We start from the raw sequence: 10743 nt of genomic DNA, 5'->3' as shown, positions 1-10743 counted from the left end.
GGGAAGGTGTGAAGGTCGAGTTTCCTCGGCTGAGCCGAGGGAAGGGGGCCTTCACGCGCAGCCGTTGCGGCGGGTGGTGCTACTGAGGCTCGTGACGGTCGTCCGCGACCGCCGTAGGTACCTAAAACACCCTTGGCCAGAACCCGAATCGCCACTCACGACCTCCGATCCAGGAACCGGGTGATGGCACGGATCCGGTCGCCGTCCAGAGTAAGGACCATCAGCCCGGCCGGCGCCTCGCCATGACGGCAGTGGAACGCGGGCTGGTTGTTCGCGCGCGTCGGCGTCATGGTGAACCCCTCCACGGGAATGGCCATGGTGACGCGGAGGAATCCGGCGATCGCGTCGCGACCGTGGTACTCGTGCGGCGCGGGCGGCATCGCGAGCCAGGCGTCGTCGGTGAGCAGGCTGAGGACGCCGTCGAGGTCGCCCTCGGTGAAGGCGTCGGCGAATCGCCTGGTCAGCACGCGCTCCTGCGCCGACGGACGGTGTGCAGCGCGGGCCCGGTGCTTGTCGAGTGAGGCGCGGGCGCGTTGAAGCATGCCCTTGATCGCGGTCTCGGTGGTGCCGAGCATGCTCGCGACCTCACCGGCCGGGAAGCAGAGGACGTCCCGCAGGACGAGTGTGGCGGCCTGCCTCGGCGGGAGGAGCTGGAGGCCGGTGATGAAGGCGAGTTCGACCGCCTCGCGGGTGCTGTAGCGCGCTTCGGGCCCGGGCTCGCTGTCCTCGAGGAGCTCGTCCGGGTACGCCTCCAGCCAGGTGACCTCGCCGCGACGGCTCGGCTCCGGCGGGTCGAACGGTGGCACCGGCTCGGGTGGGCGACGGCGGCCCGTGTCGCGCAGGATGTTCAAGCACCGGTTGGTGGCGATGCGGTACAGCCAGGTGCGAAGCGAGGAGCGCCCTTCGAAGGTGTCGAGGCCGCGCCACGCGGCGAGCAGCGTCTCCTGGACTGCGTCCTCGGCGTCGGTGAGCGAACCGAGGATGCGATAACAGTGCAGGTGCAGCTCGTGACGATAGGTACTGGTGAGCTCGCGAAACGCGTGCTCGTCCGTTGCCGTGGTGCCCACGGGCCGATCTTGTCACGACCTTTTTCGCGGCGCACCGTTCCGTTTCGGGCGACAGTGGTGTCCAACCTGGTGAAAGCCGACGAAAGGAACCATCATGACCAGCCCAGCTTTGGACGTCGCGCTCGCCTACCACCAGGCGTGGACCGGCAAGGACTTCGAGAAGGCGATGACCTACGTCGCCGACGACATCGTCTGCCACGCCCCGGCCGGACGCCTTGAAGGCGCGGAGGCGTTTCGCGGGTTCATGGGGCCGTTCACCCAGATCCTGACCGGGTCGAGCCTGCTTTCGGCGTTCGGGGACGAGACGACCGCGCTGCTGATGTACGACACGGCGACCCTGCCGGTGGCCAGCGCGCCTGGCGCCGAGATGCTGACCGTGCGGGAGGGGAAGATCGTGGAGCTGCGGATCATTTTCGACCGGACTCCGTTCGACGCGGCTCGGGCGGCCGCTGCGCAGGCGTAGCGGCCCCGTGGGGCGCGTGAAGGACTCCTTCCTCGGCTCGGCGACGGGAAGGGGACTTTTACGCGCTTAGGGCGTGTCTTGGGGATCTTCATCGGAGGTGGAGGATGATTTCGGAGCGGTGATAGGCGGCTCGTTTGGCGAAACGTGTTGCCAGGCCTCGGAATTGCTTGAGGCGGTTGAAGTACCGCTCGACCACGTTGCGGAGCTTGTAGAGGTCGGGGGCGAAGGTCGCCTGTCGGGTGGTCGGGTGGTCGGGTGGCCACCCACGTCGATGTCACGGATCTCGTCCAACAGTGGCGGAGCAGTTGCGGGTTGTCCCCGGCCCGACCGGGGTGAGGATCACCGCCAGCGGCAGATCTGCCGCGTCGACGGCCAGGTGGAGCTTGGTGGTCAGTCCGCCGCGGGACCGTCCGTGGCATTTCCCGTCGACGGGGAATGCCACGATCCAGTCCATGCAGCCCCTTTTCCGGCCGCGTGCTGATGCGCCCGGACGCTGATGGAATCGACACTGATCACGAACTCGGCGTTATCCTCCAGCGTTCCCAGCGAGTCGTCTTTGACGATGACGTGCTCCAGGATCCGGTCCCAAGTCTCGTCCGCGGTCCACTTCCACAACCGCTCATGCGCGGTCTTCCACGGCCCGAACCGCGTTGATCACCTGCCGGTGACTACGCCACCGACCACCGGCCACGCCCTAGTTGTAGACCGGACGTGTCCGTGGGCGCGTCGGTACCACCACCCGGGCCCGCATCCGGGTGGCTTTGGGTACGTCAAGCCGGTCAGAAGGGCGGGGTGTCGTTCTCCTCTGGTGTGGGGCGTGGGTCGTGGAGTGGTTCGGGTGTCGTGGTGTAGGAGCGGCCGGTGGGGGTGGTGATGGTCATGCCGCCGTTGCCGGTGGGGGTGGCGGACCAGCCGGGTTCTTCTTTGAGCAGGTTGTGGACTTTGCAGGCGGCGTGGCAGTTGTGGTGGTCGGTGCCGCCGTCGCGGGCCCAGGTGGTGATGTGGTCGATTTCGGAGAATTCGGCGGGGCGGTGGCAGCCGGGGTGGGTGCATTCGCGGTCGCGGGCTTTGATCAGGCGGGCGAGCGAGGCCGGGGATCGGTAGGTGCCGGGGCCGGCTTCCAGAATCTGGCCGGTCGCGGGATCGGTGATCAGCCGCGACCAGGTCGAGTTCGGGTCGGCGGCGATCTCCCTGGCCAGCCAGCCGGGGACAGGGCCGTAGCCGGCCAGGGTCGCGGGATCTTCACGCGCGCCGATGAGGGTCTGCAAGTCGACATAGACGTGTATGTGCGCGCGTGGTTCGCCGTGGCCGTCTTCGGCGAGGAGCCGTTCGGCGAAGAGATCGGCACGGTGCTGATCCAGCGTCCGGGACTTGTCGGTCATGCGGCGGGCCTTGGCAGCGTGGCTCAGCGACGCATAGATCGAACTGGCCACCTCGGCAGGGAGCCAGCCCGACAGCTTCGACATCGTCTCGTCCTCGTGTTCCAGCGAGACATGCCGTAACGCGCGTTTCGCCGCGGCGCGTTCCCGGTAGCCGTCGGGATCGAACTTCTGCACGGCGCGATCCACCGATTTCCGGATCGCCGTTGGATCTCGCCCGGCGAGGCGCTTGGCCATCCAGGCGTCCACCCGGGCGGCGATCTCGTCGGAGACCTCGCGGGTCAGCTGGCTGACCTTCGAGGCCTTGTAGAGATCGATGTCGCCTTTTTCCAGCGCTGCCAGCGTGTTCGGCAACCGGGTCACCAGCGCACACGAGGTTTCGACCAGCAGGAACGCCTGGTTACGGGAGACCGAGAAGGCCAACGCGACCTCCTCGGTCACCGATCTTCGCGAACCACCCACCGCGGCGAAACCCGCTATCGAACGTACCTGCCGCCCCTGCGCCCGACGAAGCAAGACCTCCTCTTCATAGGCGGTATCCAGAAAACGAGCAGCCTTCGGATTAAAGGCAAGAGATGTGGTCATACCCTTGATCATACTCGAACATGTGTTCTACATCCAGGAGATATGTGATCGGGTTTACGCGGAGAGTGAACGCAAGGGTTCAGCTGAAACGGGCCGCACAGGAAAGCCCGAAATGACGAACGGGAAGACACCAACGCCGTCGGCCGCGGCAGAACCCAGATGTCAGGCGGGTTGTGATCCCAGCAACCTGCCCCGGATGGCTTCAAGATCGTCCCTGCCGACACCGGCGGAAAGGAGATACTGCTCAACGTCAAGTCCGTCGAGGGTGTCCAAAAGGGCCGCCCGGGTCGTGGTGCCGCGCTCCGCGAGCACGGACTGAATGAACGGACTTTGGTCTTCCACGCCCATGGCGGCGAAAAGCGACTTCACCGCCTCGATGGACATCTCGTAGTCCGCCGCGATCGCTTCGGGTTCGACGTCGGCCAGTGCCAGCAGGAGGAGTGTGACGAGACCGGTCCGGTCTCGTCCTGCGCCGCAGTGGAAAAGGACACCACCGGGGCCGGACCGGGCCAGCGCCGTGATGGCCGCGGCACAGCGATCAGGCTTCCGTTCGAGGAAGACACGGTAGTAGAGAGGGCTGCCATTGAGCCGCTCACTGTTGATGTACCGCCAGAGGTCCACATCTCGGACGTCGTCGAGGGGCATCTCGACTCGCTCGATGCCGGGCGGAGTGACCGCACCCGTGGCAGTGGGCGAGAATTGGGCTGAGCCGCCCAGAGCCGTCAGGGACTCCTCCTCCGCTCCGTGCCGTATCTCGTCCGCGTTCCGCAGGTCGACGACGGTTCGAACACCGGATCTCCGTGCTTGGGCCCAGCCCGCGGTAGTGACGAACCGAAGGTCCGCCGCCCGGAAGAACGCGCCATGACAGGTCTTGAGTCCCGACCTGGTCGGTAACCCACCGAGGTCTCTGCAGTTGTGGAAGCCTTCCCAGGTCACGACCCTGCTCTTCCTCATGAGGTGACCACCGTCCCATCCCTGCGACTCCCTACACCCCGCCGCCCCCAGGGTAGGGCCAACCCCCGCCTCCGCCCACCTGCGCACCGCATTCACCCCACCCCCGATCCGAACCAGACTCACCAGGGTGACCGCAAACCTCCGCACGGGCAGCGATTTCGCCCGCCTGTCCCGCCGCATCAGCGAGGCGGGCCTCCTCGACCGCCGACCGGGCTATTACGTCTTCCGCATCGCCCTGGTCGCCACTCTCTTCGTCTCCGGCTGGGTCGCGTTCTTCGCGATCGGCGATTCCTGGTGGCAGCTGGGGATCGCCGTGTTCCTGGCGGTGATGTTCGGCCAGATCGCGCTGCTGTCGCACGATCTCGCGCATCGCCAGGTGTTCCGGACCCGCCGCCCGAGTGAGATCGCCGGCCGGATCGCGGGCAACCTCGGGATCGGCATGAGTTACGGCTGGTGGATGGACAAGCACACCCGTCACCACGCCAACCCGAACCATGAGGATCTCGATCCCGACGTCGATCCGGACATTCTCGTGTGGTCGAAGGATCAGGCGAGGGCCAGCAAGGGTATCCCGCGGTTCATCGGCCGCTATCAGGCGTTCCTGTTCTTCCCGCTGCTCACGCTCGAAGGCCTCAACCTGCACTTCTCGGGTCTGCGCGCGGTGGCGAAGCCGGGTCTGCGGGCACGGTGGCTCGAAGCGGCGTTGCTGCTGGCGCATTTCGCGCTCTACTTCAGCGCGCTGCTCGTCGTGCTCTCCCCCGGTAAGGCACTGGTCTTCTTCATCGTCCACAAAGCACTGTGGGGTGTCTACATGGGATCGATCTTCGCGCCGAACCACAAGGGGATGCCGATCCTGTCCGGTGACACCGAACTCGACTTCCTCCGCAAGCAGGTTCTCACCTCACGCAACGTCCGCGGTGGCCGGATCGTCGACGTCGCGCTCGGTGGGCTCAACTACCAGATCGAGCACCATCTTTTCCCGAGTATGCCGTCGCCGCATCTGCGCCGTGCCCGGCCGATCGTCCAGGAGTACTGCGCCGAGATCGGCGTGCCGTACCACGAGACGGGGCTCGCCGAGTCCTACAAACTCGCGTTGCGCAGCCTGCACGAAGCGGGCGAGCCGATCAGAGCCAATCGTCGGGACGCGGCCAGGGCATGAGCGCCGCGAGGTCGTCGGTCACCGGCTCGGTCACCGTGTACCGGCCGCGATGGAACAGCAGCGGCCGGGCATCGGATGCGTCCCCGAGCGCGGTGACCCGGCCGACGACGACGTAGTGGTCACCCGCCTCGTGCACGGCTTCGAGCGCGCAGTCGATCCAGGTCAGCGCCCCGGTCAGCAGCGGGGAGCCGGACGGGGCGGGGGTCCAGTCGATCGAGGCGAACTTGTCCGCGCCCCGCGCGCCGAACACCGCGCTGACGTCCTGCTGGTCCTCGGAGAGCACGTTGACCGCGAACCGGCCGGACTCGGCGAGCACCGCCCAGGTCCGGGAAGTCTTGGCAGGACAGAAGAGTACCAGCGGCGGATCGAGCGACAGCGCCGCGAACGACTGGCACGCGAACCCCACCGGTGCCTTGCCGTCGTGTCCGGTCACCACGGCGACGCCGGTGCAGAAGTGCCCCAGCACCATCCGGAACCGGGTGGCATCGATCTCCGCCTCGACGTCCGTCACCGGGGTCACGACTGACCTGATACTCGAGGTGCGCCGACTGAAAAGTCGTGTCCCCACAGGGATACCGCCGTACTCTCTCGGGCGATCCAGCTCTCGTCGTCCACTTGCCTTCCCTCGCAGCCGTATTCGACGTCGAATCCGCCGGGGGTCTTCATGTAGAACGAGAGCATCAGATCGTTGACGTGCCGACCGAGGGTGGCCGACATCGGCACCTTCCGGCGGATGGCCCGGTCGAGGCAGAGCCCGACGTCGTCGGTGTTCTCCACTTCGACCATCAGGTGCACGATGCCGCTCGGGGTCGGCATCGGGAGGAACGCGAGACTGTGGTGACGCGGGTTGCAGCCGAAGAACCGCAGCCACGCGGGCGCGCCGTCGGCGGGCCTGCCGACCATCTGCGGCGGCAGCTTCATGGAGTCCCGCAGGCGGAAACCGAGGACGTCCCGGTAGAACCGCAGTGACGCTTCATCGTCGCTTGTGGACAGTACGACGTGCCCGAGCCCTTGCTCACCGGTGACGAACTTGTGGCCGTACGGGCTCACCACGCGCCGATGCTGCAACGCGACCCCGTGGAAGACTTCGAGCGTGTTGCCCGAGGGGTCCTCAAAGGACACCAGACCGTCCACCCGCCGATCGGCCAGCTGATCCGGCGTGCCTTCCTTGTACGGCACCGAGTGCGCGTCGAGCGAGGCCCGGATCTCGTCGAGTTCACCGGCGTTGGCGACCTCCCAGCCCGCCTGCGCGAGCCTGTCCCGTTCGCCGGGGAAGATCACCAGCCGGGCCGGGAAATCGTCCATGCGCAGGTAGAGCGCGTCCGGATTCGTGCCGGAGCCCTCCACCATGCCGAGGACCTTCAGCCCGTATTCGCGCCACGCGGCCATGTCGGTGGCTTCGATGCGAAGGTAGGCGAGCGAACGGATACCCATCAGGAGGCTCCCAGGAAGTCGAGTGCCAGCCGGTTGAATTCTTCGAACTTCTCCAGCTGCGCCCAGTGCCCGCAACCACCGAACACGTGCAGCTGGGCGCGCGGGATCGTCTTCAGCGCGAGCAGGGCGCCGTCGAGCGGATTGACCCGGTCCTCCCGGCCCCAGATGAGCAGCACCCGCTGGCGCAGGCGATGCGCCTCACGCCACAGCATGCCCTCCTCGTAGGTGTCGGGCTGGGCGAACGACTTCCCCATCGCCTTCATCGCGGCCAGCGACTCGGGCGCGCTCGCGGCGGCGAACCGCTCGTCGATGAGTTCGTCGGTGATCAGCGACTGGTCGTGCACCATGATCCGCAGGAAGGCTTCGAGCTTCTCGCGGCTCGGGCCCGGCGGGGCGCTGAACCGGCCCAGGTTCTTGATGCCCTCGGTGGGATCGGGGGCGAACAGGTTCAGGCTCAGCCCGCCAGGGCCCATCAAGACGAGCCGCCCGGCGCGTTTCGGGTGGTTGAGCGCGAGCCGCACGGAGGTCCCGCCACCGAGCGAGTTGCCGACGAAATGCGCGCGCTCGACGCCGAGTTCGTCCATCAGCCCGACGACGGCGTCCGCACTGTGGCGGAAGTACTGCGGATGCTCGGTCGGCTTGTCCGACCGGCCGAACCCCGGCTGGTCGATGGCCAGTGTCCGGTAGTTCTTGGCGAACACCGGCAGGTTCCGGCCGAAGTTGCTCCACGCCGACGCGCCGGGGCCACCACCGTGCAGGAGGATCACCGTCTCCGGATGTTCCCCGCCCGCCTCGTGGTAGTGCAGCTTCAGTCCACCTTGGACGGTGACGTACTTTCCTTCGGTCATCAGACCATCGCATTCTCGACGGGCAGCCCGAAGGCGCCGGTTCCGAACATGACGTAGGCGCGCTCGGCGTCGTTCGCCGCGTGCACGCGGCCGGCGTGAGCGTCGCGCCAGAACCGCTGGATCGGGGTTCCGGCCTGCAAGGCACGGCCACCGGAGTTTTCGAAGAGCCTGTCGATCGCGAAGATCGCGCGTTCCGTCCCGCGGACCTGGTCGCGGCGCACCCGCAGCCGGGTGGGGAACGGCAGCTTCTCCCCCTTGCACGCCAGCTGGTACAGCTCGTCGATGTTGTGCGTCAGCTGAAGCCAGGCCGCGTCGATCTCGCTCGCCGCTTCGGCGATACGTACCTTCGCGAACGGGTCCTCTTTGGACTGTTCACCCGCGTAGGCGGCGCGGACCCGCTTGCCCTGGTACTCGACGTGCGCGTCGTAGGCGCCCTGCGCCATCCCGATGATCGGCGCGGTGATCGTGCTCGGATGCACCGAACCATAGGGAAGTTTGTACAGCGGACCGGGGTTGATCTCCTGGCCCGGTGTCTTGCACTTCGACGTCGCGATGAAGCTGAGCGCGCGGTGCTTCGGGACGAAGACGTCGTTCACGATGATGTCGTTGGACCCGGTACCGCGCAGGCCCACGGTGTCCCAGACGTCTTCGATCGTGTAGTCGGAGATCGGCACCAGGTAGGTGCAGAAGTCGACCGGCTTGCCGTCCTTGAACACCGGGCCGCCGAGCAGCACCCAGGTCGCGTGGTCACAGCCGGAGGAGAAACTCCAGCGCCCGCTGAGCCGGTAGCCGCCGTCGACGACGTCCGCCTTGCCCATCGGCGCGTACGACGAGGAGATCCGGACGTCCGGGTCGTCGCCCCAGACGTCCTGCTGTGCCTGCGCCTCGAACAGCCCGAGGTGCCACGGGTGGACGCCGAGGATGGAGGCGACCCAGCCGGTGGACCCGCAGGCGCTCGCGACGAGTTTGACGCACGTGTAGAAGCTCACCGGGTCGGCTTCGAGGCCACCGAACGTCTTCGGCTGCAGGAGTTTGAAGAATCCGGTCTCCTGCAGGGATTTGACGGACTCCTCGGGAATGCGCCGGGCGTCCTCCGCCTCCTGCGCCCGCTCTCGCAGGACCGGCAGGAGCTCCCGGATCCCCGCGATCACGTCCTGCGCGGCGTGCTCGCTCATATGCGTTCCCTCTCTCGCCATCGACCGTGAACCGGATCCAAGACTAGAACACGTTCTCGTTTTTGTCGACCGATCCCCGGTCGAGGGCACTGTGCGCTCCGGCACGGCGGCCGGAAAACACACAATCGGCCAACGACAGACCGCTCACATAGGACCTAGAACAGATTCCCACCGCGGTCCGGCCCGCCGCGTACAGCCCGCGGATGGGCGCCCCGGAGACGGCTCGGACGGCGCCGGTCTCCTCGTCGACGACCAGGCCACCCAGCGTCAGCATCGGGCACGGATAACCGATGTTGGGCCGGATCGAGACGTCGATCAGCGAATACGGCGGCCGGTCCAGTGGCCGCGCGAACTCGGCGGGTTTACCCGTCGGATCGGCACCGGAGCGGGCGGCCTCCACACTGGCGGCCAGTCCGCCCGGATCGACACCGGCCTTGCGCGCGACGCCTTCGAGCGAATCGGCGACCACGCGTTGCCGCAGCAGGTAACGCACCTGAAGTCCTTGGAACCACTGACTTTGCCCGCGAGCGTCGCGCCGGACCTCCCGCACGATGGCGTCGTCGACCAGCAGCCAGCCGCGCCCCCCGTGTTCGGTGACCATGCGTTCGCCGACGGCCGCGCCGTACCGCGATTCGTCGATGATCCGGCCGCCGGCCTTGTCGACGAGCAAACCGCCAAGAAACGCCGACGGCGGGGTGATGAACCGCCAGGCGGAGATCCGCCCGAGTTCCGCGGTGGCCCCACCCGCCTCGACGCCGAGCCGGATGCCGGACCCGTCGTCCGCCGACGTCCCGAGTGCCAGCCCGCCGCGATACGCGGGTGCGTGCTCCCGCACCATCTCGCGGTTCGCGATGAACCCGCCCGCCGCGAGCACCACCCCGCGCGTGGCCGAAATCCGCAGCTCACGACCGTACCGACGCTCGATCCGCTCCACCCGCCGATGCAGTGACTTCCGCATCGAAGGCACGTAGATCCCCGGTTTCGCGGCATACGCGGCCAGTCTCCGGTGCGTGGCCCGCACCCGGGCGGGCGCGTCCCGCAGGGTGGACACGACGACACCGGTCACGGTCCCGTTCTCGTCGATGATCAGGTTTCGCGCCACGGTCTGCGGCAGCACCTCGATCCCACGACTCCGGACGGCCTCCATGAGTCGCTTCATCAGCAGTTTTCCCGAAGTACCGGGACCTTTGACGCGATGACCGCGCGGCGCCGGCTTGGCCGCGTCGCGGAAGCCGCCCGCCGCCTCACTGCCCGAGTAATACAGATAGTGCGCGTCGCTCGGATACGACGTCTTGTACGGGCACAGACTGCCCTCGAAGGGGACGCCGTTGCCCTCCAGCCAGGTGATCATCTCCGTACTGCCCGCGCAGAACCGCCGCAGGGTCTCCTCGGAGACGACGTCACCGACCTCGAGCCGCAGGTAGTCGTACATCGCGTCGACGGAATCGTCGACGCCCGCTTCCCGCTGCTGAGCCGTCCCGCCTCCGGCGTAGACGACCCCACCGCTCACGGCGCTCGCGCCACCGCCGGAGAACCGGTCCAGCACGAGCACCCGGGCACCGGCGTCGGCCGCTTCGATCGCCGCGCAGGCGCCCGCCGCACCGAAACCCACGATCACCACATCCGCGACGAGGGAGTCCATGCCCCCACCCTAGAACTAGAACACGTTCTCGTCTATG

General features: G+C 67.3%; 11 protein-coding genes and 1 pseudogene. 2 read left to right on the top strand and 10 right to left on the bottom strand.

Annotated elements, in window-relative coordinates; translation table 11 throughout:
- Positions 1 to 155 precede the first annotated feature (155 nt).
- Positions 156 to 1067 carry an RNA polymerase subunit sigma-70 gene (locus tag ACZ5ZX_RS25335; RefSeq protein WP_465504449.1) on the bottom strand — a complete coding sequence of 304 codons (912 nt, stop codon included), beginning with the start codon at positions 1065 to 1067 and terminating at the stop codon, positions 156 to 158.
- A 94-nt stretch (positions 1068 to 1161) separates the two neighbouring features.
- Between ACZ5ZX_RS25335 and ACZ5ZX_RS25330 the strand changes: the two genes are divergently transcribed.
- Positions 1162 to 1530 carry a nuclear transport factor 2 family protein gene (locus ACZ5ZX_RS25330; RefSeq protein ID WP_465504448.1) on the top strand — a complete coding sequence of 123 codons (369 nt, stop codon included), beginning with the start codon at positions 1162 to 1164 and terminating at the stop codon, positions 1528 to 1530.
- Between the two features lie 88 nt (positions 1531 to 1618).
- Here the strand turns inward: ACZ5ZX_RS25330 and ACZ5ZX_RS25325 are convergent.
- From ACZ5ZX_RS25325 to ACZ5ZX_RS25310, 4 genes and pseudogenes are all read right to left on the bottom strand, one after another.
- A pseudogene (locus ACZ5ZX_RS25325) lies at positions 1619 to 1759 on the bottom strand (transposase); the annotation flags it as partial.
- 45 nt (positions 1760 to 1804) lie between these two features.
- Entirely contained in the window at positions 1805 to 1984 is a 180-nt protein-coding gene (locus ACZ5ZX_RS25320) for a hypothetical protein (protein WP_465504447.1), read from the bottom strand.
- 325 nt (positions 1985 to 2309) lie between these two features.
- The gene (locus tag ACZ5ZX_RS25315) at positions 2310 to 3494 is read right to left on the bottom strand and encodes an HNH endonuclease signature motif containing protein (protein WP_465504446.1); all 1185 of its coding nucleotides are present in this window, start codon (positions 3492 to 3494) and stop codon (positions 2310 to 2312) included.
- 162 nt (positions 3495 to 3656) lie between these two features.
- The gene (locus ACZ5ZX_RS25310; protein WP_465504445.1) at positions 3657 to 4448 is read right to left on the bottom strand and encodes a tyrosine-protein phosphatase; all 792 of its coding nucleotides are present in this window, start codon (positions 4446 to 4448) and stop codon (positions 3657 to 3659) included.
- A gap of 127 nt (positions 4449 to 4575) precedes the next feature.
- On the opposite strand from ACZ5ZX_RS25310, the gene ACZ5ZX_RS25305 reads away from it, so the two are divergent.
- A complete protein-coding gene (locus tag ACZ5ZX_RS25305) occupies positions 4576 to 5607 on the top strand; it encodes a fatty acid desaturase family protein (protein ID WP_465504444.1) in 1032 nt (343 codons plus the stop codon).
- Here the strand turns inward: ACZ5ZX_RS25305 and hsaB are convergent.
- The 5 genes from hsaB to ACZ5ZX_RS25280 are packed head-to-tail and all read right to left on the bottom strand — an operon-like array spanning position 5573 to position 10706.
- Positions 5573 to 6127, bottom strand: a complete 555-nt coding sequence (gene hsaB / locus ACZ5ZX_RS25300) for a 3-hydroxy-9,10-secoandrosta-1,3,5(10)-triene-9,17-dione monooxygenase reductase subunit (protein ID WP_465504443.1) — start codon at positions 6125 to 6127, stop codon at positions 5573 to 5575. The two genes, ACZ5ZX_RS25305 and hsaB, sit on opposite strands and share 35 nt — an antisense overlap.
- Positions 6124 to 7041 (bottom strand): iron-dependent extradiol dioxygenase HsaC, encoded by a 918-nt coding sequence (gene hsaC, locus ACZ5ZX_RS25295; RefSeq protein WP_044854335.1) that lies wholly within the window; start codon positions 7039 to 7041, stop codon positions 6124 to 6126. Before hsaC ends, hsaB begins: the two co-directional genes overlap by 4 nt.
- The gene (gene hsaD / locus ACZ5ZX_RS25290) at positions 7041 to 7889 is read right to left on the bottom strand and encodes a 4,5:9,10-diseco-3-hydroxy-5,9,17-trioxoandrosta-1(10),2-diene-4-oate hydrolase (RefSeq protein WP_465504442.1); all 849 of its coding nucleotides are present in this window, start codon (positions 7887 to 7889) and stop codon (positions 7041 to 7043) included. Before hsaD ends, hsaC begins: the two co-directional genes overlap by 1 nt.
- The gene (gene hsaA / locus ACZ5ZX_RS25285) at positions 7889 to 9064 is read right to left on the bottom strand and encodes a 3-hydroxy-9,10-secoandrosta-1,3,5(10)-triene-9,17-dione monooxygenase oxygenase subunit (RefSeq protein WP_037304000.1); all 1176 of its coding nucleotides are present in this window, start codon (positions 9062 to 9064) and stop codon (positions 7889 to 7891) included. Before hsaA ends, hsaD begins: the two co-directional genes overlap by 1 nt.
- Before the next feature lie 43 nt (positions 9065 to 9107).
- The gene (locus ACZ5ZX_RS25280; RefSeq protein WP_465504441.1) at positions 9108 to 10706 is read right to left on the bottom strand and encodes an FAD-binding protein; all 1599 of its coding nucleotides are present in this window, start codon (positions 10704 to 10706) and stop codon (positions 9108 to 9110) included.
- Positions 10707 to 10743 lie beyond the last annotated feature (37 nt).

This window comes from Amycolatopsis sp. NPDC033938 (genome assembly GCF_055575975.1).
This window is presented reverse-complemented; position numbering and strand designations above follow the sequence as displayed.

Excerpts from the sequence above, each read along its gene's own strand:
- ACZ5ZX_RS25330 (WP_465504448.1), top strand. The coding sequence starts at position 1,162 with ATGACCAGCCCAGCTTTGGACGTCGCGCTCGCCTACCACCAGGCGTGG.
- ACZ5ZX_RS25320 (WP_465504447.1), bottom strand. The coding sequence starts at position 1,984 with ATGGACTGGATCGTGGCATTCCCCGTCGACGGGAAATGCCACGGACGG.
- ACZ5ZX_RS25315 (WP_465504446.1), bottom strand. The coding sequence starts at position 3,494 with ATGACCACATCTCTTGCCTTTAATCCGAAGGCTGCTCGTTTTCTGGAT.
- ACZ5ZX_RS25310 (WP_465504445.1), bottom strand. The coding sequence starts at position 4,448 with ATGAGGAAGAGCAGGGTCGTGACCTGGGAAGGCTTCCACAACTGCAGA.
- hsaC (WP_044854335.1), bottom strand. The coding sequence starts at position 7,041 with ATGGGTATCCGTTCGCTCGCCTACCTTCGCATCGAAGCCACCGACATG.
- hsaD (WP_465504442.1), bottom strand. The coding sequence starts at position 7,889 with ATGACCGAAGGAAAGTACGTCACCGTCCAAGGTGGACTGAAGCTGCAC.
- hsaA (WP_037304000.1), bottom strand. The coding sequence starts at position 9,064 with ATGAGCGAGCACGCCGCGCAGGACGTGATCGCGGGGATCCGGGAGCTC.
- ACZ5ZX_RS25280 (WP_465504441.1), bottom strand. The coding sequence starts at position 10,706 with ATGGACTCCCTCGTCGCGGATGTGGTGATCGTGGGTTTCGGTGCGGCG.